Origin of the sequence: Pseudomonas sp. GM25, from assembly GCF_000282255.1 — a bacterium.
Classification (GTDB): Bacteria; Pseudomonadota; Gammaproteobacteria; order Pseudomonadales; family Pseudomonadaceae; genus Aquipseudomonas; species Aquipseudomonas aphyarum.
Map to the genome: position 1 here is coordinate 15111 of NZ_AKJQ01000058.1, position 19761 is coordinate 34871.

The window sequence follows — 19761 nt, forward strand, 5'->3', positions numbered from 1 at the left end:
TTTTTCCGAATGAGCGAATGCAATGCGAATGCTGATGGTGGCACTGGCGGCGACCCTGCTGGCCGGTTGCGCGGGTTCGGCGATGGAAGACGCCCGCACGCAAACCCCTTACAAGACCCTGAATTCGGACAAGCCCGAAAAAGTCGTGGCCCAGTGCGTGCAATTCGCCTGGCAGGACGAAGCGGTGTTCGGCGTGGACGCAGCGGCGTATCTGCAACCGGGCAAGAAGGGTGGTTCGACGGTCTACACGCGCTCGGCGGAGTCGTTTGTCGACTTGACCACGGATGCGTCTGGCACCGTGCTGAATTACTACGCGCAGAAGGATGATTTTGTGGCCAAGCGCCGCTTGGCAGCGCTGGCCACTTGTCTGTAACGGGCAGCTGAATGCGCTGACGCTACGCGACCCTCGCCAGCCTGCAGGCGAGGGTCGCTGAACTCACTCAATCAAACGCTTCTGGAAGAAATGCCGCTTGTGCCCCAGCGGATAATCCACAATCTCGCCACACTCGGTATATCCCAGTTTTTTATAGAACCCGGGCGCTTGAAAATCAAAGGTATCGAGCCAGATCCCCACGCAGTCTTTTTCCCGGGCGAATTCCTCGACCATGTTCATCAGCTTCGAGCCGATGCCCTGTCCCCGGCCTTCTTCCGGCACCGCCAGCAACTCGATAAACAGCCACCGATAGAACGTGTGCCCATAGAGGCCACCGAGGATCGCGTCGTTATCGTCGCGCACCAGCAACGCGACCGGTTCGTACAGCGAAGGCCCGGCTTTGGCGATGTTATGGGCACGCAGGGGCGCCAGGATGGCTGCGCGCTGTTCTTCGGTGGGGTCCTGTGACAGCTCGATCCGCAACGTCATGTTGTCTTCCTTGTAGTAATGAATCGGCAGCCTATCGCGCCGCAGCCGATTGAAGCAATCGCTTGGAACCGTCGCTGCTGCGCCGGGGTCTAGCCCTTTAGGGCGTCCATCCGGAACGCGTTTGCCTGGGAGATTCCATGAACATTTTCGAAGCCCTGCGTGAAAGCCACGATCGTCAACGGACCTACGCGAAATCGTTGATCAAGACCAGCGGTGACACCCCGGAAAGGGTCGAGGCCTACAAGCAGCTGAAGGCTGAGCTTCAGGCCCACGAAACGGCCGAAGAGCGCCATTTCTATATCCCGCTGATGGAGTTCGACAACGGTGTCGACCTCAGCCGCCATGCCATCGCCGAGCACCATGAAATGGACGAAATGATGGAAGAGCTCGACGAGACCGAGATGTCCAGCCCGGCCTGGCTGGCCACGGCGAAAAAGCTCTCGGAGAAGGTCCATCACCACCTGCAGGAAGAAGAGCAGAAGTTCTTCCAGATGGCCGGCAAGCTGCTCGACGACAAACAAAAGGAACAGCTCGCCGGGCAGTATCAAAAGGAGTTCGAGGCGCAGCTTCCCTGAACCGGTGAATGCAGGTTTTTGTAATGACGCGGTGTAGTCTTTTTGCCATGCGTCAGGTGAGCGTCGTCGCAATGAACTGTGTTTATATACAGTGTTTCGGCGTTTTTCGAGTTTCGCCGAGGCAGACTGCGACAAAACCGCCGATGGACAAAAAATCCCCCTCCGTTAGCTTGAAGGCCTCTCCTCGGACAGGAGAGTTCTTAAATCAACGGAGTGAAAAACATGAACCAACCACAAGCTCAAACCCAACTGCGACACGGTCGCGTCATTTCCCCTGCAAGCCGCGGCGCGGTGGCCATCGAGCAAGGATTGCTCGGCGGTTGGCAGGTCAATGAAATGGAAGGCGGCAAGAACTTTCCGGCACTCGCGGCCGGCCCGTTCCCGGCGCCATTCGAAAGCGACAATCCGAGCGTCGTACCGCCTGCTGACGGCTATATTCTCAGTGGCGGCAAGAACGACGCACGTGACTGTGTGAACTTCACCGCAGAAGAAATGAGCAAGAAACTCGGGCGTCCATTCTCCTGGCCGCTGCTCAATGTCACCCCCGGCCAGACCCTTGAGGTCAAATGGGAGTACACCGCGCCGCACACCACCCGCGGTTATCGCTGGCTGATCACCAAGGATGGCTGGGACCCGAAACAACGCATCACCCGAGCGCAACTGGAGGCGCAACCGTTCGCCGAGGATTTCTATCCGCAAGTGCCGTACTACAGTCATTCGGCGGAATTGAAAGCCAAGGTCAACCACGCCGTGAAACTTCCGGGCAACAAGCAGGGTCATCACGTCATCGTCCTGATGTGGATCGTCGCCAACACCGGCAACGCCTTCTATCAGGCCTTCGATGTGGACTTCAAATAAGCCCGCAACGTCAATCCCACACGTTCTGAAGGATTAGAACATGTCAAACATCGACTTCACCCTATTGAAAAACCAGGCCAGCGACGCGGCGTCACTGATGCCAAGCCTTGCCGGCAAGAAGATCCTCATGGGCTTCTGGCACAACTGGCCGGCCGGCCCGAGCGACGGTTACCAGCGCGGCCAGTTCGCCAACATCGCCCTGGAAAACGTGCCGAAGGAATACAACGTGGTCGCGGTGGCCTTCATGAAGGGCAGCGGGATACCGACCTTCAAGCCGTTCAACGTCTCCGATGCCGAGTTCCGCCGTCAGGTCGGCGTGCTCAACAGTCAGGGGCGGGCCGTGCTGATTTCCCTGGGCGGTGCCGATGCGCACATCGAGTTGCGCGCCGGTCAGGAGCAGCCGCTGGCCAACGAAATCATCCGGCTGGTGGAAACCTACGGCTTCGATGGTCTGGACATCGATCTTGAACAGAGCGCGATTGATTTCGCTGCCAACAAGACCGTCCTGCCGGCCGCGCTGAAGCTGGTCAAGGATCACTATGCAGGCCAGGGCAAGCATTTCATCATCAGCATGGCACCGGAGTTTCCGTACCTGACCACCTCCGGCAAATACGTCGGTTACCTGCAGGCGCTGGAAGGCTATTACGACTTCATCGCTCCGCAGTTCTACAACCAGGGCGGCGACGGGGTCTGGGTGCCGGAAGCCAATAACGGCAACGGCGCGTGGATCGCCCAGAACAACGACGCGATGAAAGAGGACTTCCTCTATTACCTGACCGAGAGTCTGGTGACCGGTACTCGCGGTTTTACGAAGATCCCGGCGGACAAGTTCGTCATCGGCCTGCCGGCCAACGTCGATGCCGCCGCCACCGGTTACGTGATCGACAAGACCGTGGTCGGCAACGCGATGAAACGCCTGGCGGTAAAAGGACATCCGATCAAGGGCCTGATGACCTGGTCGGTGAACTGGGACAACGGCACCAGCAAGGATCGCGTGCCGTACAACTGGGAATTCAGTCGGCGTTATGGACCGCTGATTCACGGGGCGCCATCTGCGGCGCAGGGCGCTGATGCAGCAACGGTGAACGTCGCTCATCAGTAGTCAGTGAAGGAAAAGCCCGGTAGCGCTGCCGGGCTTTTTTTTCGTCGGCGGTTCGCAGCATTTCACCTACCATGGCCATCTTCCGATGACAAAAAAGGATCAGGCGTCATGTCCAACACAGCCGAGCGGGTCAACATCGTCGATACCCAGGTGTTGTCCCACGACTGGTATCTGCTGAAGAAAATCACCTTCGACTATCACCGCAACAAAGGTGACTGGCAGCGTCAGACGCGCGAGGTTTACGACCGTGGCAATGGCGCGGCGATTCTGCTGTTCAACCGCGAACAACGCACCGTGGTGCTGACCCGGCAGTTCCGCCTGCCGGTGTTCGTCAACGGTCACGACGGTTTGCTGATTGAAGTGGCGGCCGGACTGCTTGAAGGCGCGGCGCCGGAGCAACGCATCCGCGACGAAGCAGAGGAAGAAACCGGTTACCGCGTGCATGACGTGAAGAAGGTCTTCGAGGCCTACATGAGCCCCGGCTCGGTGACCGAGAAACTGCACTTTTTCATCGCCGAGTACGATGCCTCGTCAAAGGTCAGTGAAGGGGGCGGTCTGGAAGAAGAGACCGAAGAACTTGAAGTGCTGGAGTGGCGTTTCGACGACGCGCTGGCGGCGTTCCAGCGCGGCGAGATCTGCGATGCCAAGACCATCATGCTGCTGCAATACGCGGCGATGAATAACCTGTTCGGCGGTTAAAACAGATCGCCGGTTTTACCGATGTCCGACCACTGGCCACCCTCCAGGGTCAGCAAGCGCTCTTTGGCTTCAAGGCCTCCGGCAAACCCGGTCAGTTTTCCTGAGACGCCGATGACTCGATGGCACGGCGCAATGATCGAAATCGGATTGCGCCCGTTCGCCGCGCCGACGGCACGCACCGCACTCGGGTGGCCGATCTGTTCGGCGATCTGGCTGTAGGTGCGGGTTTCGCCAAACGGAATGGTCAGCAGCGCGGCCCAGACCTTTTTCTGGAACTCGGTGCCGGCAAAGTCCAGCTCCAGATCGAACGCGTTTCGCGTTCCTGCAAAATATTCTTCCAGCTGACGCGCGGTTTTCATCAGCACCGGATTGTCCGGTGATTCGCTCATCGGCCCGAGGCGCACCCGGTTCGGTTTGTCGTTTTCCCAGAGGATGGCGGCCAGACGTGAGCCGTTCGCGACCAGCTTCAACTCGCCGACAGGCGAGGGCAGGGTGATGAACGTGTAGGCCATGGGAAAAACTCCGGTACGGGGGCGAAAACTGCGCCCAGCATACTGCCGGATCGGGGAGGCGCAAACCGTAATCGCGACCATACTGGCTGATGCTCTTGAAGCGCTTTCCTACCTTATAAAAAGAAGAGACCGACTCATGAAGTACGAACCTTTTGCCAAATCGCTGATTGCGACCTCATTGGCGCTCAGCTGCCTCATGGCCCATGCCGCCTCGGTTGCCCCGGTCGCTGCCGAAAACGGCATGGTGGTCACCGCCCAGCACCTGGCCACTCACGTGGGTGTCGACGTGTTGAAAAGTGGCGGCAACGCGGTGGATGCGGCGGTCGCCGTGGGTTATGCACTGGCGGTGGTTTACCCGGCGGCGGGGAACCTCGGTGGTGGTGGTTTCATGACCATTCAACTGGCGGACGGACGCAAGACCTTCCTCGACTTCCGCGAAAAAGCCCCGCTGGCCGCGACAGCCAACATGTACCTCGACAAGGACGGTAACGTCATTCCGGATCTGAGTACCCGTGGCCACCTCGCGGTCGGCGTTCCGGGCACCGTGTCCGGCATGGAGCTGGCGTTGAGCAAGTACGGCACCAAACCGCGCAAGGAAATGATTGCCCCGGCCATCAAACTGGCCGAAGAAGGTTTTGCGCTGGAACAAGGCGACGTCGAGCTGCTGGAGTACGCCACCGACGTGTTCAAGAAGGACATCAAGGATTCCGGCGCGATCTTTCTGAGCAACGGCGAGCCGATGCAGGTCGGGCAGAAACTGGTGCAGAAGGACCTGGGTAAAACCCTGCGCACCATTTCCGAAAAAGGCGCCGACGGTTTCTACAAAGGCTGGGTGGCCGATGCCATCGTCACCTCCAGTCAGGCCAACAAGGGCATCATCACCCAGGCCGACCTCGACAAATACAAGACCCGCGAACTGGCCCCGGTGGAGTGCGACTATCGTGGCTACCACGTCGTGTCGGCACCGCCGCCAAGCTCCGGCGGCGTCGTGATCTGTCAGATCATGAACATTCTCGAAGGCTATCCGATGAAGGATCTGGGCTTCCATTCGGCCCAGGGCATGCACTACCAGATCGAAGCGATGCGCCACGCGTACGTGGATCGCAACAGCTATCTGGGCGACCCGGATTTTGTGAAAAACCCGATCGAGCACCTGCTGGACAAGAACTACGCGACCAAGCTGCGTGATGCGATCCAGCCGCAGAAGGCCGGTGTGTCGGCGGAACTCAAACCCGGCGTCGCGCCCCATGAAGGCAGCAACACCACGCACTATTCGATCGTCGACAAGTGGGGCAACGCGGTCTCGGTCACCTACACCCTCAACGACTGGTTCGGCGCGGGCGTGATGGCAAGCAAGACCGGGGTGATTCTCAACGATGAAATGGACGACTTCACCTCCAAGGTCGGCGTGCCGAACATGTACGGCCTGGTGCAGGGTGAGGCCAACGCCATCGCTCCCGGCAAGGCACCGTTGTCATCGATGAGCCCGACCATCGTCACCAAGGACGGCAAAGTGGTGATGGTGGTTGGTACGCCGGGTGGCAGCCGAATCATTACCGCGACCCTGCTGACCATGCTCAACGCCATCGATTACGGCATGGGCCTGCAGGAAGCGGTCGACGCGCCACGTTTCCACCAGCAGTGGATGCCGGAGGAAACCAACCTCGAAGACTTCGCCGCCAGCCCTGACACGAAGAAGATTCTCGAGAGCTGGGGCCACAAGTTCGCGGGTCCGCAGGACGCCAACCATATCGCCGCGATTCTGGTCGGTGCACCGTCGCTGGGGGGTAAACCGGTCGGCAAGAACCGCTTCTACGGCGCCAACGATCCACGGCGCAACACCGGGTTGTCATTGGGTTACTGAGCAGAGTAAAAAGGGGGCGGGCACACGTCCGCCCCTGTCTCAAGGACCGATCAAGGAAGGCTCACCATGACCACCGCATTGCTGATCATCGATGTCCAGCGCGCCCTGTGCACAGGCGAATACGAATGCCACGACATCAAACGGGTGATCGATACCATCAACGGCCTCAGCGCCCGCGCGCGTCAATCGGGTGTGCCGGTGGTGCTGATCCAGCACAACGAAAAGGACAGTCCGTTAGCTCACGGTGCCGAAGGCTGGCAACTGGCTGACGGCCTGGCCACCACACCCGGCGATCTGCGCGTCGACAAGACCGCCAACGACTCGTTCTACCAGACCAACCTGCAGAAGCTGATCCCCCGGGAAGACTTCGACCGCCTGGTGATTTGCGGTCTGCAAACCGATTACTGCGTCAACGCCACCGTGCGCCAGGCCCATCAACTGGGCTACGACGTGGAACTGGCGGCCGATGCGCACTCCACCGTCGACAACGGCAACATGAGCGCCGAAGACATCATCGCCGAACACAACAAGGACTGGGCGCACCTGACCGGTTCCGTGGCGCGGATCGATGTGAAGCCGGCGGCCGGGATCACATTCTGACTCTTTCTTGCGCAAGAGCCCGGTTGTCCGCCAGCAACCAGTGAAAAATCCAGAGCATCGACAGCCCGGGCCCGGCATACTGCCGCCGCCTCAGGAATGGAATCTGTCGATGCTCGCTTTCAATCTCCGTCACGCCTTGCTGCTGACCTCTCTCGTATTTGCTACCTCCTCGCACGCTGCCAGTTTCGACTGTGCTGGCGCTTCCAGCCCGGTTGAAAAAGCCGTTTGTGCGGATCCGTATACCTCGAGTCTCGATGAAAAACTCGGGGCGCTCTGGCGGACAGCGGTGGTGCAGGTTGCTGATCCGCAAGCGCTCAAGGCTGATCAGCGTTCATGGTTGAAACAACGCAATCAATGTGCCGCCAATAGCTCCTGCCTGCGCCGTGAATATTTGATGCGTCTGAAAGCGCTTGAATACGTGGCCAAGCCTTTCAGCTGGGATGCCACCTGGCAGATGATTCCGTGGGGCGTTTCATCGGCGGCAGAAGTCACAACCAAGCGTGTGGACGCCACGCATATTGCCTTTGATGTTTCTGCGTCAAATGGTGGCAACTCTGGTGACATGGACGGTGTGGCCACAATTGACGGTGCCGTAGCGCATTTCGCTGAAGGCAACTGCACCCTGAAGTTCAGCGCGCTCAACGGTTTGCTGGATGTTGATTCCGACGGAGGTGAGGGGGCTTGTGGTGGCGGGATGGGCGTTTACTACGATGGAAGGTATGTGGCATCTGACCAACCGATCGCGATTGAATACGACTTGCTGAGCCTTGGCGTTGTGCGTACGCAGCAAGAAGATCTGGCATTACGCACGTTGCTCAAAAATGACTATCAGACGCTGCTGCAAAATAGCGGCTCAATGGCAGCCGGCGAGACCTCTGGTGATGTGCCGGGGGGGGAGGTCAATGAGTTCTGGCTGCGAGGCCTGGCTTCCAGCAACGCGGCGATTCTGATGAGCGCGCCGGGCGGCCGAGTTTGGCTGGTGTTATTGGTTTTCGATGAGCAACGCAAAGTCAGGGCGCGGTATTACACCAACGTTCCCAAATGGAAAAAGCGGGTGCCTGATGTGCTGCTGGCATGGCGTGAACGTTTGGCGGGGGATGCGACACTACCTCTGGACCTGATGCCCTGACTCTCCCGTTCAGGTCGCAAACATCAACCTGCGAACATCACTCACCGGCTCGGACACCGCTCCGCTCAACACCAACCGCGTAATCGTCTCCGCCGCCACCGCATAATCCTCATCCTGCGGCACCTCCCGCCCGGTGATGCGCCCCATCTGCCAGCCAATGTTGGTGTAGGTGCGCGTCGCCGACCAGATAAACAGCATTAAATGCTCTGGATCGACCGGCGCCAGCAGCCCGCGATCGATCCAGCTGCGCAGGCACTCGACATTGCGCCGGGCTTCGCCGTGCAGCAGGTCGCGGCATTCGTCGGGCAACTGGCGGCCACCGAGCAGCAACTCTCCGCTGAAAACCTTGGCGATCGCCGGATGCTCGCGGGCAATGCGGATACGGGCGGCGACGTAGGCGCGCAGGCCGATCAGCGGATCATCACTCTCGCGCAGCACCGCCGAGGCTTCCAGCAACGGTTCGACGAAGCCGAGCAACACTTTGCCGTAGAGGTTTTCCTTGCTCTGGAAGTAGTAATAAAGATTGGCCTTGGGCACACCGGCGCGGGCGGCGATGTCGCGGGTCTGGGTCGCGTCGAAGCCGTTGGCGGCGAATTCTTCACTGGCGGCGGCCAGGATCAGTTGCTGGTTGCGTTCGCGGATACTGCTCATGGACGGCATGGAGTGTCTGGCCATTTCGGGTTCGCAATATACAAAACTATATAGCGAATAAGCCAGCGAACTCGCTCCTCAGCGCTATGCTGGTTTCAATTTCGGTAACCTCAGGAAATCACAATGACCCTTCAGGCACTGCGCGCCACGACGATTCACCTCGACGCGGTGGCGAAGCTGTTCGACGGCTATCGCGGTTTCTATGGTCAGCCATCGAATCTCGAGCAATCGAGGGCCTTCATCGCCGAACGCATGGCCGGCAATGAATCGGCGATTTTTCTGGTTGAGGATGAAAGCGGTAAGGCGCTGGGATTCGTGCAGCTGTATCCGACGTTTTCCTCGATTGATGCCCATCGCACCTGGTTGCTCAGCGACCTGTTCACCACGCCGGCCGCCCGGGGCCGTGGAGTGGGGCGACTATTGATGAACACCGCCCGCGACTTCGCCGTCGAAACCGGCGCCAAGGGACTGGTGCTGGAAACCGCCACCGACAATTTCACCGCCCAGGTTTTGTACGAATCGCTCGGTTGGGTGCGCGACACCGGCTATTACACCTACCTGCTGGACTTGCGGCAGGGCTGATCCGCTCAGTCAGCCCTCAGCAACCGCTCGATCTGCGCCAGCTCCCAGGTGCTGAGCAGGCTGACCGGGTCGGTGCCGAAACGCTGAGTCGTGTCGAGTCGCCACACCCGATCTTCCGGGCAGCGGCATTGCAGGCAGTGGTGCAGGCGCTGACCGTCAAAGTCGAGCAACAGCTGCCAGCCGTCGATCTCGACCGAGATCTGGCCGGGCCCGGATTCCTGCGCAATACGCTGTAGCGCGCAAACCTCCAACGCAGCATCGCGCAAGCGCTGGCAGACTTCGCGAGTGGATAGCGGTGACATGTTCAAACCCGTTGATCGATGAAGCGCGCAAGCATAGAGCGCCAACCCGTTCCTGTCAGCGATCACTGGCCCACGCCGGAGCATTTGCGTAACATCCGCAACCCTCTTTTTCCGCGGCGCTCTTTTGCGCAAATGCATGCGGCCGCGCCCGTCGGCCGCTCTGTCAGGTAAGCCATGAAACCGATTCGTCTGCGCGCCGATGTCCTGGCCGGACTCACCACCTCGTTTGCCCTGTTGCCCGAATGCATTGCGTTTGCGCTGGTGGCTCACCTCAACCCGCTGATGGGCCTGTACGGCGCCTTCATCATTTGCACGCTGACCGCGTTGTTGGGTGGTCGTCCCGGCATGATTTCCGGCGCGGCCGGTTCGATGGCGGTGGTGATCGTCGCGCTGGTGGTGCAGCACGGCGTGCAGTACCTGTTGGCGACGGTGTTGCTCGGCGGCTTGATCATGATGGCGTTCGGGTTGTTGCGGCTGGGCAAACTGGTGCGCATGGTGCCGCACCCGGTGATGCTCGGGTTCGTCAACGGTCTGGCGATCATCATTGCGCTGGCGCAACTGGAGCATTTCAAGAGCGGTGAACAGTGGCTCAGCGGCACGCCGCTGTACCTGATGACCGGGCTGGTGCTGCTGACCATGGCCATCGTCTACATCCTGCCGCGCCTGACCCGCGCCGTGCCGCCGGCGCTGGTGGCGATCCTCGGCGTCGGATTGCTGGTCTACCTGTTCGGCCTGCCAACCCGCACCCTCGGCGACATGGCGCACATCGCCGGCGGCCTGCCGACGTTCGCGCTGCCGGACATCCCGTGGACGCTGGACACCCTGCGCATCATCGCGCCCTACGCGATTCTGATGGCGTTGGTCGGCCTGCTGGAAACCCTGCTGACCCTCAATCTCACCGACGAAATCACCGAAACCCGTGGCTACCCGGATCGCGAATGCGTGGCGCTGGGCGCGGCGAATATGGTCTCTGGTGCATTTGGCGGGATGGGCGGCTGCGCGATGATTGGCCAGACTGTGACCAACCTCAGCTCTGGCGGGCGCGGGCGTTTGTCCGGCGTCGTGGCGGGTGTGTTGATTCTGTTGTTCATTCTGTTTCTGTCGCCGCTGATCGAGCGGATTCCGCTGGCGGCGCTGGTGGGGGTGATGTTCGTGGTGTCGCAGCAGACGTTTGCCTGGGCTTCGCTGCGGGTGCTGAACAAAGTGCCGTTCAACGATGTGCTGGTGATCATCGCGGTAACGACCATCACGGTGTTTACCGATCTGGCGACGGCAGTGCTGTGCGGGATCATCATCGCCGCGCTGAATTTTGCCTGGCAGCAAGCGCGCGAGCTGTACGCCGATGAGCATCTGGAAGCGGACGGCAGCAAACTCTATCGCCTGCACGGCACGCTGTTCTTTGCCTCGACCACGCCGTTCCTCAATCAATTCGACCCGGCCAGTGACCCAGAACGGGTGACGCTGGATTGCCGGCACCTGAGCTTTGTCGATTACTCGGCCATCGCCGCGCTGAAAACCTTGCGCGAACGCTACGCCAAGGCGGGCAAGCAGTTGCAGGTGTTTCACCTGTCCGAGCGCTGCAAGAAGTTGCTGAAACGCGCCGGGGTCGATCACGACTGAGATCGACCCCGGTCACTGATCAGGCATCGATGGCGGGGAAATCGATGTCGGTCAGTGCCACGTTGTTCAGGTAGTTGGTGAGGGTTTGCGCGGCGACGACGGCGATCACTTCGATGATCTTCTTGTCGTCGATACCGGCGGCGCGGGCGGCGGCAATCTGTTCATCGCTCAGATGACCACGGGTTTCGGTCAGTTGATGGGCGAGGGTGGCAAAAGCATTCAGCCGACCGTGACGCGCTTCGATGATTTCTTCTGCTGCCAGCCCGGCCTTGCTGGCGAACAGGGTGTGCGCCGCCAGGCAGTAATCGCAACCGTTGACTTGCGAAGTGGCCAGATACACCGCCTCTTTTTCCTTGGCGCTCAGTGAAGTCTTGCCCAGTGTGGCCGAGATTTGCACGTAGGCATCCAGCGCGACAGGTGCGACGGCGATGGTTTTGAACAGGTTGGGCAGGAAGCCGATTTTTTTCTGCACGCCTTCAAGTGTCGGGTGAGTGGCGTCGGTGGCGGTTTCGAGGCTGAGAGGGGCGATGCGGCTCATGGTGATTCTCCGAAAGTCCGGTGCGAAGTGCGCCGGGGATGGAGTGAATGCTACGGAGCGCGGCTGGTGCTTTGGGTGCAAATCGTCGAGGATATGCGACAGATCGTCCAAACCTGTCCTTGCGAGAATCAGTCATGGATCGCCTTTCTACGTTGCTCAGCCATTTCGGCGTTAATGCCGGCACCTTTCACAGCGGCACGTTCTGCGGGGTGAGCGCCTACGGCGGCGATCAGGTGTGCGGGCATGTGCACCTGTTGCAGGCGGGGGAGCTGTTGCTCAAGCCGGGCAATGATCCTGAAATCTCGCTCAATGAACCGACCCTGATCTTTTTCCCGCGCCCCATGGCCCATCGTTTGTTCGCCGACGAAGCCATGGGCACGCAACTGGTGTGCGCATCGCTGACGTTCGACGGCGGCGCGGGCAATGCCCTGGCGGCAGCGCTGCCGGATTATCTGGTGCTGAAACTCGCCTACCTTCCCGAAATGGCCAACACCCTGGAGTGGCTGTTCAAGGAAGCGTTCGACGGACACTGCGGGCGCGAAGCGGTGATGGACCGGCTGTTCGAACTGCTGGTGATTCTGCTGCTGCGCCACCTCATCAGCAGTCGAAACCAACAGCCGGGCATGATGGCGGGGCTGGCCGATCCGAAGATTTCCCGGGCCTTGAACCTGATGCACGACCAACCGGCCAAGGCCTGGAGCGTCGCCGAGCTGGCGAGCGCCGCCAACCTTTCCCGCGCCGGTTTCGCCGAACACTTTCGGCGGGTGGTAGGACAGACGCCGGTGGATTATCTGGTGAGCTGGCGGATCAGCCTCGCGCAGAAACGTCTGCGCGAGGGACGGCCGATTGCGCTGATCGCCGAAGAGGTCGGTTATGAAAGTCCGTCGGCGCTGACCCGGGCGTTTCGGCGCAAGACCGGGCTCAGTCCGCGAGAATGGAAATCCGGCGCGAGCTGAAAACTATTTGGCGAATTTCTTCGCCCCGGCCACGCACAGGATCACTCCAAGCGTGACGACCAGCATGCCCACGCTGACGTGTTCGTGGAGCAAGGTCGCGGCCAGTGCCAGGCCGAAAAACGGCTGCAGCAATTGCAACTGTCCGACCGCCGCAATCCCGCCCTGGGCCAGGCCGCGGTACCAGAACACGAAACCGATCAGCATGCTGAACAGCGAAACGTACGCCAGACACACCCACGCCGACCCACTGATGCCGCTGAACGAGGCGGGCGCCAGCCACACGCTGAGCACGGCCATCACCGGCAACGACAGCACCAGCGCCCAGCAGATCACCTGCCAGCCGCCAAGAGTTCGTGAAAGTTTTGCGCCTTCGGCGTAACCGAGGCCGCAGGCGAGTATCGCTGCCAGCATCAGCAGATCGCCAGTGGGCGAGGCGGTCAGGCCTTGCGAGATAGCGAAGCCGACCACCAGCGAACTGCCCAGCACCGAAAAAATCCAGAACACCGGACGCGGCCGTTCACCGCCACGCAGCACGCCGAAAATCGCCGTCGCCAGCGGCAGCAATCCTACAAACACAATGGAATGCGCTGACGTCACGTATTGCAGCGCCAGGGCCGTCAACAACGGGAAACCCACAACCACGCCCAGTGCGACGATCAGCAATGACAAGCACTGATCCCGCGCCGGACGCCGTTCGCGAAACAACCACAGCAAGCACAACGCCAGGGCGCCGGCGATGGTCGCGCGGATGACGGTGAGAAACACCGGGTCGAATTCCAGCACCGCCAGCCGCGTGGCCGGCAGCGAGCCGCTGAAGATCACGACGCCGATGAAGCCATTGATCCAGCCACTGGTTTTTTCCAGGGCCGGGGTGCCGAGTTGGGTGGTTCGTTCCATACGCGTTGCGCTCAGAGGTGGGTTGCGTTGAAGCAATCCTAGGGACGAGAATCAGGACAATCAAAAAATTGTCATGGATACAGCCCGACATGCCGCGCTCTCGTTACAAGAACCTCGTCGACACCTATGCCGCCGACATTCGCAGCGGTCGTCTGCTGCCCGGCACTCGCTTGCCGACTCATCGGCAACTGGCAGCGAGCGAAGGGCTGGCGCTGGTCACGGCCTCGCGGGTGTACGCCGAGCTTGAGGCCATGGGGCTGGTCAGCGGCGAAGCCGGGCGCGGCACGTTTGTGCGGGAAACGTCGTTGTTGCCGGGGCAGGGCATCGACCAGAAAGACGTCGCGGTCGGCATGATCGACCTCAACTTCAACTACCCGTCATTGCCGGGGCAGGCCGAGCTGCTGCGCACCGCGTTGCGGCAACTCGCGTTGTCCGGCGACCTTGAAGCGCTGCTGCGTTATCAGCCCCACGCCGGTCGCCAGCATGAACGGGCCTCGGTGGCGCGGCATCTGCAAATGCGGGGTTTGAGTGTCGAGGCCGAGCAGGTGCTGATCGTCAACGGCGCCCAGCAAGGGCTGGCGGTGACGCTGATGGCGCTGCTCAAGCCTGGCGATGTGATCGCTGCCGACGCGTTGACCTATTCGGGATTCAAAGTGCTGGCCGAAGCGCTGCACCTGGAAGTAGTGGCGATTCCCGTCAATGAGCAGGGCCCCGATCTCGCGGCCCTCGACAGACTCTGCCGCCAACGCCCGGTGCGTGCGGTTTACAGCATGCCGACCCTGCACAACCCACTGGGCTGGGTGATGCCTTTGGAGCAACGTGAGGATTTGATCGAGATTGCCCGCCGGCATGATCTGACGATCATCGAGGATGCGGCCTACGCCTTTCTGGTCGATAACCCACCACCGCCGTTGGCTGATCTGGCGCCGGAGCGCACGGTCTACGTATCGGGCCTGTCGAAAAACATCGCCACTGGCCTGCGTGTCGGCTTCATCGCCGCTCCGGTCGAGCAGGTGGCGGCGCTGGAACGGATCATCCGCGCGACGACCTGGAACACCCCCGGCGTGATGACGGCCATCGCCTGCGGCTGGCTCGACGACGGCACCGTCACCTTGCTTGAAGCGCAAAAGCGCAGCGACGCCCAAGCCCGGCAAGCACTGGCTGCTCAGATCCTCGAAGGTCTCCCGACCGTCAGCCATCCCTCTTCGTATTTCCTCTGGCTGCCGCTGCCGGAAGATGTTCGGGCAGACCACATCGTGGTCGAATTGATGCAGGAACAGGTTTCCGTTACCACCGCCGAACCTTTCACCGTGTCTACCCATGTGCCCCACGCGATTCGTCTGGCGCTGGGCTCGGTGGACATGCTTGTCCTGCGTCAAGCCTTGCTCAAAGTCCGTCAGGTCGTGGGCGCCTACCTGTAGCGCAACTGGCCGCGCGCGATTACCCTTGGCGCCGCCGACGATCTGGAAAACCCTGATGAAAAACGCTGCATTAACGTTCGCCCTGATCCTCAACGCAGGCCTGTTCAGCACGCCAACACTGGCTGCCGGTGACGCCGAGGCCGGCGCCAAAATCTTCCCGCGCCTGTGCGGCGGCTGCCACCAGGTCGGCGAATCCGCCCGCCCGGGCTTCGGCCCGGAACTCAACGGTATCATCGGTCGCCCGGCCGGGACGTCGGCGAATTACGTGTATTCCGACGCGATGAAAAACTCCGGCCTGACCTGGAACCGTGAAACGCTGACGGCGTATCTGAAGGATCCGAAGGGCGTGGTGCCGGGGACTCGGATGATTTTCTGGGGGCTGAGTGACGAAGAGAAGATCGATAATCTGTTGGCGTATTTGCAGACGTTCTCTCAGCAATGAAGATCCGGTGCGGGAGCTGCGCAAGGCAGCTCTCGTGTGAAGTCCGGGTTCAAACCTGGCGCTCGGCTTGCCCGGCAAACCACTCCATCACCACCGCACAAGCCGGATGCGCAGCCGCCGACGGCTGCAAGCACAACGAATAAATCCCTCCGGTTTTCAGCGGTTGCCCGAACGGCACCACCAGCACGCCACGCTCGATGGATTCCGCCGCCAGCGTCATGTCCGTCACTGCCACACCCAATCCCCGCGCCGCCGCATCCAGTGCCAGTTCATCGAGGTTGAACGGAATGTGCCGGTAATCGTCCAGCGGTTGGCCGTCGTTCGCCGCCAGCCATTCGATCCACGCCTGACGATCCGCCGAGCGATGCAGCAGCGGGAAGCGCAGCAGTTCTTCCACTGAGCGCGGCGCATCGGCAAGGCTCGGGGCGCAGACCGGCACCAGAGTTTCCTGAAACAGGGTAAGGCAATCGGGATCGCTCGATGCCGTCGGCAGGTAAAGGATGTAGGCGTCACTGTCGCTGGTCGGTTCGACGATTTCGGTGGCGACGGTTTCGATCGCCAGCGAAACCTCGGGATGGCGCAAGTAAAAGTCGCTGAATTTGGGCAACAACCAGCGCACCGCCAACGACACATGCATGCGAATGCGGAACGGGCGTTTCTGCGGTGTCAGGCGTTCTTCGAGGGTTTTCAGTTGCTCGAAAATGTTCCGTGCACTGGCCAGAACCTGCTCGCCTTCCGGGGTCAGGTGCAGGCTGCGGCTGGTGCGCAAGAACAACGGGACGTTGAAATGGCTTTCCAGCTGCTGGATCTGCCGGCTGACGGCGCTTTGAGTCAGGCACAGCTTCTGCGCGGCCAGGGTGAAGCTGCCGGAGTTGGCGACCTCTACCAGCGCCTGCATGGCTTGCAGCGACGGGACGTGGCGAATTTTATCCATGCGTTTTCCGAATGGCTCGATGATTTCTTAGCGTTGGTGAGGCGTTCGAAGACCTTATAGATTCTAGCTCTGGCGGTGGTCTTCACCACGTTGGCATGCGATTCACGCATGGCCACGGTTGGAAGGCAAGCCGCCGAATGACCGTCGAATGAGGTGATGCATGGAAAATGTCTGTGGCTGGATCGCGCAAACCGCAAGCGCTGCGCAGCGTGATCGCCTGAGCGGCGCGCAAAAGGCCGATTGGCTGGTGATCGGCGCCGGGATTACCGGCCTCAGCGCTGCCCATCATCTGGCCGAGATGCACCCGCAGGCACGGATTGTCGTGGTTGATCGTCAGCGAGCGGCGCAGGGCGCGTCGGCGCGCAACTCGGGTTTTGTCGTCGCCCATGAACATCCGACGGACAACGAATTGATCGGCGGGCAGGGCTTTGCCGGATTTGAAGTCGACACGATGATTTCCCGCGCGGCCAGTGAAGAAGTCCGACAGCGCATTGCCCGGCACGCCATCGATTGCGACTTGCGCGACAGCGGCTATTTCTTTGCGGTCAACGATCCGGCGAAGCTCAATCAGGTCGATGCCAAACTGGCCACGCTGCGGGCGCTCGGTGCCCGCGCGGAGTTTCTGCAAGGCGAAGAACTGAGCCGAAAACTTGGCACCCGTCACTATCAGGCTGCGATCTGGTGCGGTAACGGCAACGCGCTGCTGCAACCGGCCAAATACGTGAAGGGATTGCTCGATGCACTCCCGGACAATGTCAGCGTGTACGAAAACACCGATATCACGGGGCTCGAGCGTTTGAGTCAGGGTCGGATTCGAGCCAACGCCATTGATGGCAGCATCGAGGCAGGAAAAGCACTGGTCTGCCTGAACGCCTTTATTCCTCGGGTCGGCATCGATGACAGCGCCACGTTCCCGATGGAGCTGAGCGCCAGCCTCACGCGCCCGCTGACGGATCAGGAGTTCGCCGCCATTGGAGCCGTTGAACCGTGGGGCGTGCTGTCGACTCGTCCGCTGGGCGCCACGGTCCGGCTGACGCCGGATCGCCGGGTGATGATGCGCAACACCGCCGAATACCGCACGCGGGACCTGTCCAACAGCGAACTTGCGCTGCGTCGGCAACACCATGTCCGGGGTTTGCAACGGCGCTTCCCGTTCCTCGGCGAGCACGACATCCAATACACCTGGACCGGCCATTTGAGCGCGACCCGTAGCGGCCAGGCGTATTTCGACCAGGTGGAAGAGGGCGTGTTTGCCGTCGCCGGTTGCAACGGCTCGGGCGTGGCGCGCGGTACCTTGTGGGGGCGACTGCTGGCGGAACTGGCATGCGGCGTCGATTCGCCACTGCTGCAATCGGTGAGGCAACGGGCCCAGCCCGGCTGGCTGCCGCCGCGACCTTTCTTCGATATCGGCGCCATTTTGCGCATGCGCGTGGAGGCGGTCAGGGCCAGAACAGAAATCTGAAAATTCGCACATCCCACAAGAACAAAAGCCACTCAATTCAGGTGACAGAACATGCGCGTCCACACACTTTCCCTGGCGGTCTTGCTCGCCACCGGTTCCGGGTTCGCCCTGGCCGATGAAACCGTCAACATCTCCAACTGGAGCAGTTACATCGCCGACGACACCCTGGCGAACTTCACCAAAGACACCGGCATCAAGGCCACTTACGACATCCACGACAGTAACGAAGTGCTGGAATCGAAGTTGATGACCGGCAATACCGGTTACGACGTGGTCAGCCCGTCGAACCACTTTCTGTCGCGGCTGATCAAGGCGGGCGCCATTCAGAAACTCGACAAGTCGCAACTGCCGAACTGGAAAAATCTCGATCCGCAGTTGATGCAGAAACTTGAAGTCAACGATCCGGGCAATCAATACGGTTATCCGTACATGTGGGGCACCGCCGGCATCGGCTACAACGTCGAGAAGATCAAGGCGATCTTCGGCAACACCGATGTCACGCGTTCGTGGAAGCTGTTTTTCGAAGAGGACAACATCAAGAAGTTGAGCCAGTGCGGTGTAGCGATCATCGACAACCCGACCCAAGTGTTGCCGATCACCCTCAACTATCTGGGCTTGCCGCCGCACAGCCACGAACCAGCGGATTACAAAAAGGCCGAAGCCGCTTTGTTCAAGATTCGCCCGTACGTGCAGTACTTCCATGCGTCCAAGTACATCAGCGATCTGGCCAACGGTAATGTTTGCGCAGTGATCGGCTTCAGCGGTGATGTTGTGCAGGCGGCTGCCAGTGCCCGGGAGGCGAAGAACGGTATCGACATCGCTTATTCGATTCCCGAAGAAGGCACGACCCTGTGGTTCGACATGGTGGTCATGCCGAAAAACGCGCCCCACGAAAAGAACGGCTACGCCTACATGAACTATCTGCTTGAGCCGAAGGTGATCGCCAATATCAGCAACAGCATTCACTACGCCAACCCCAACGCGGCGGCCGATGAGTTTCTGACGCCGGCGGTGAAACAGGATTTGGCGATCTATCCGCCGAAAGCGGTGATGGACAAGTTGTTCACCGTGGAAGAACTGCCGGCGGCGATTGCTCGGCTGACAACGCGCTTGTGGACCCGGCTTAAAACCAACACCTGAATATGAAACATGGCCTGATTTGATACTAATGAGCCATCACTTGCGGTAAAGTGCGCGCCGCCCGAGAGACGGATCCCGGGCGTTTTCCCATGGAGTCTTGAAGTGAAATACCTCAGCAAAGTCGTCGCCGCCGCCCTGATCGGTGCGGTTCTGGCAGGTTGCACCGGCACCCCGATGAACACCAGACAATACGACAGCAGCCAATACACCGTGATTGGCCACAGCGAAGCCACCGCCACCGGTCTGCTGCTGTTCGGCGTCATCCCGATCCAGCAAAACAACCGCTTCGTCCGCGCCCAGACTGCCGCGATCAAAGCCAAGGGCGGCGACGCCATGATCAACACCCAGGTTCAGGAAAACTGGTTCTGGGCCTGGGTCCTGACCGGTTACACCACCAAGATCTCCGGTGACGTGGTCAAACTGAAACCCGCGCAATAAGCGCTGGTTGGACGTGAAAAAGCCCGGCTGATCAGGCCGGGCTTTTTGTTTGTGCAGCGGTAGAGCGTTTGACTCATGCGACGCGGCGTTCGATCAGACGATCGGAGCCACCTTCAGCGACGCGGCGTTCGATCAGACGATCGGAACCACCTTCAGCGACGCGGCGTTCGATCAGAC

At 60.5% G+C, this 19761-nt stretch carries 22 protein-coding genes and 2 pseudogenes; 16 read left to right on the top strand and 8 right to left on the bottom strand.

Annotation, left to right across the window (positions count from 1 at the left end; all coding sequences use genetic code 11):
- Positions 1-22 precede the first annotated feature (22 nt).
- Positions 23-373, top strand: a complete 351-nt coding sequence (locus PMI24_RS23040) for a hypothetical protein (protein ID WP_007958217.1) — start codon at positions 23-25, stop codon at positions 371-373.
- Between the two features lie 63 nt (positions 374-436).
- Here the strand turns inward: PMI24_RS23040 and PMI24_RS23045 are convergent, their stop codons facing one another.
- Positions 437-862: a GNAT family N-acetyltransferase gene (locus tag PMI24_RS23045; protein ID WP_007958226.1), complete on the bottom strand. Its 426-nt coding sequence runs from the start codon at positions 860-862 to the stop codon at positions 437-439.
- A 137-nt stretch (positions 863-999) separates the two neighbouring features.
- On the opposite strand from PMI24_RS23045, the gene PMI24_RS23050 reads away from it, so the two are divergent.
- The 4 genes and pseudogenes from PMI24_RS23050 (at position 1000) to PMI24_RS23065 (ending at position 4096) form a co-directional block, all read left to right on the top strand.
- The gene (locus tag PMI24_RS23050) at positions 1000-1437 is read left to right on the top strand and encodes a hemerythrin domain-containing protein (protein ID WP_007958228.1); all 438 of its coding nucleotides are present in this window, start codon (positions 1000-1002) and stop codon (positions 1435-1437) included.
- Between the two features lie 222 nt (positions 1438-1659).
- Entirely contained in the window at positions 1660-2295 is a 636-nt protein-coding gene (locus PMI24_RS23055) for a lytic polysaccharide monooxygenase auxiliary activity family 9 protein (protein WP_007958235.1), read from the top strand.
- Between the two features lie 40 nt (positions 2296-2335).
- Positions 2336-3361, top strand: a pseudogene (locus tag PMI24_RS23060) (chitinase); the annotation flags it as partial.
- 144 nt (positions 3362-3505) lie between these two features.
- Positions 3506-4096 (top strand): NUDIX domain-containing protein, encoded by a 591-nt coding sequence (locus PMI24_RS23065; RefSeq protein WP_007958239.1) that lies wholly within the window; start codon positions 3506-3508, stop codon positions 4094-4096.
- On the opposite strand, the gene PMI24_RS23070 is transcribed toward PMI24_RS23065, so the two are convergent.
- Positions 4093-4608, bottom strand: coding sequence for a methylated-DNA--[protein]-cysteine S-methyltransferase (locus tag PMI24_RS23070; RefSeq protein WP_007958240.1), 516 nt, complete (start codon positions 4606-4608; stop codon positions 4093-4095). The genes PMI24_RS23065 and PMI24_RS23070 overlap by 4 nt on opposite strands.
- 136 nt (positions 4609-4744) lie before the next feature.
- Between PMI24_RS23070 and ggt the strand changes: the two genes are divergently transcribed.
- From ggt to PMI24_RS23085, 3 genes are all read left to right on the top strand, one after another.
- Positions 4745-6472 carry a gamma-glutamyltransferase gene (gene ggt / locus PMI24_RS23075; RefSeq protein WP_007958241.1) on the top strand — a complete coding sequence of 576 codons (1728 nt, stop codon included), beginning with the start codon at positions 4745-4747 and terminating at the stop codon, positions 6470-6472.
- A 66-nt stretch (positions 6473-6538) separates the two neighbouring features.
- A complete protein-coding gene (locus PMI24_RS23080; RefSeq protein WP_007958242.1) occupies positions 6539-7072 on the top strand; it encodes a cysteine hydrolase family protein in 534 nt (177 codons plus the stop codon).
- 109 nt (positions 7073-7181) lie between these two features.
- Positions 7182-8201 (top strand): lysozyme inhibitor LprI family protein, encoded by a 1020-nt coding sequence (locus PMI24_RS23085; RefSeq protein ID WP_007958244.1) that lies wholly within the window; start codon positions 7182-7184, stop codon positions 8199-8201.
- A gap of 9 nt (positions 8202-8210) precedes the next feature.
- On the opposite strand, the gene PMI24_RS23090 is transcribed toward PMI24_RS23085, so the two are convergent.
- A complete protein-coding gene (locus tag PMI24_RS23090; RefSeq protein WP_041475350.1) occupies positions 8211-8852 on the bottom strand; it encodes a TetR/AcrR family transcriptional regulator in 642 nt (213 codons plus the stop codon).
- A gap of 123 nt (positions 8853-8975) precedes the next feature.
- Between PMI24_RS23090 and PMI24_RS23095 the strand changes: the two genes are divergently transcribed.
- Positions 8976-9434, top strand: coding sequence for a GNAT family N-acetyltransferase (locus tag PMI24_RS23095; protein ID WP_007958249.1), 459 nt, complete (start codon positions 8976-8978; stop codon positions 9432-9434).
- 5 nt (positions 9435-9439) lie between these two features.
- Here the strand turns inward: PMI24_RS23095 and PMI24_RS23100 are convergent, their stop codons facing one another.
- On the bottom strand, positions 9440-9736 hold the full coding sequence (locus tag PMI24_RS23100) for a DUF7693 family protein (protein WP_007958251.1): 297 nt from the start codon (positions 9734-9736) through the stop codon (positions 9440-9442).
- A gap of 174 nt (positions 9737-9910) precedes the next feature.
- Here PMI24_RS23100 and PMI24_RS23105 point away from each other — a divergent pair, with 174 nt between their 5' ends.
- Complete coding sequence (locus PMI24_RS23105; protein WP_007958253.1) at positions 9911-11356, top strand: SulP family inorganic anion transporter; 1446 nt, start codon at positions 9911-9913, stop codon at positions 11354-11356.
- 19 nt (positions 11357-11375) lie between these two features.
- Here the strand turns inward: PMI24_RS23105 and PMI24_RS23110 are convergent, their stop codons facing one another.
- Positions 11376-11894, bottom strand: coding sequence for a carboxymuconolactone decarboxylase family protein (locus PMI24_RS23110; RefSeq protein ID WP_007958255.1), 519 nt, complete (start codon positions 11892-11894; stop codon positions 11376-11378).
- 134 nt (positions 11895-12028) lie between these two features.
- Here PMI24_RS23110 and PMI24_RS23115 point away from each other — a divergent pair, with 134 nt between their 5' ends.
- Entirely contained in the window at positions 12029-12850 is an 822-nt protein-coding gene (locus PMI24_RS23115) for an AraC family transcriptional regulator (protein ID WP_007958257.1), read from the top strand.
- 3 nt (positions 12851-12853) lie between these two features.
- On the opposite strand, the gene PMI24_RS23120 is transcribed toward PMI24_RS23115, so the two are convergent.
- Positions 12854-13747: a DMT family transporter gene (locus tag PMI24_RS23120; RefSeq protein ID WP_007958258.1), complete on the bottom strand. Its 894-nt coding sequence runs from the start codon at positions 13745-13747 to the stop codon at positions 12854-12856.
- Between the two features lie 89 nt (positions 13748-13836).
- Between PMI24_RS23120 and PMI24_RS23125 the strand changes: the two genes are divergently transcribed.
- Both PMI24_RS23125 and PMI24_RS23130 read left to right on the top strand, forming a co-directional pair.
- Complete coding sequence (locus PMI24_RS23125) at positions 13837-15168, top strand: aminotransferase-like domain-containing protein (RefSeq protein ID WP_007958261.1); 1332 nt, start codon at positions 13837-13839, stop codon at positions 15166-15168.
- A 55-nt stretch (positions 15169-15223) separates the two neighbouring features.
- On the top strand, positions 15224-15610 hold the full coding sequence (locus PMI24_RS23130) for a c-type cytochrome (protein ID WP_007958262.1): 387 nt from the start codon (positions 15224-15226) through the stop codon (positions 15608-15610).
- A 49-nt stretch (positions 15611-15659) separates the two neighbouring features.
- On the opposite strand, the gene PMI24_RS23135 is transcribed toward PMI24_RS23130, so the two are convergent.
- The gene (locus PMI24_RS23135) at positions 15660-16544 is read right to left on the bottom strand and encodes a LysR substrate-binding domain-containing protein (RefSeq protein ID WP_007958267.1); all 885 of its coding nucleotides are present in this window, start codon (positions 16542-16544) and stop codon (positions 15660-15662) included.
- 160 nt (positions 16545-16704) lie between these two features.
- Here PMI24_RS23135 and PMI24_RS23140 point away from each other — a divergent pair, with 160 nt between their 5' ends.
- From PMI24_RS23140 to PMI24_RS23150, 3 genes are all read left to right on the top strand, one after another.
- Positions 16705-18006 (top strand): NAD(P)/FAD-dependent oxidoreductase, encoded by a 1302-nt coding sequence (locus PMI24_RS23140; protein WP_007958268.1) that lies wholly within the window; start codon positions 16705-16707, stop codon positions 18004-18006.
- 51 nt (positions 18007-18057) lie between these two features.
- Positions 18058-19146, top strand: a complete 1089-nt coding sequence (locus PMI24_RS23145) for a polyamine ABC transporter substrate-binding protein (protein WP_007958269.1) — start codon at positions 18058-18060, stop codon at positions 19144-19146.
- Positions 19147-19248: 102 nt separating this feature from the next.
- Complete coding sequence (locus PMI24_RS23150; protein ID WP_007958271.1) at positions 19249-19584, top strand: hypothetical protein; 336 nt, start codon at positions 19249-19251, stop codon at positions 19582-19584.
- Positions 19585-19657: 73 nt separating this feature from the next.
- Here the strand turns inward: PMI24_RS23150 and PMI24_RS29645 are convergent.
- Positions 19658-19761, bottom strand: a pseudogene (locus PMI24_RS29645) (phage infection protein); the annotation flags it as partial.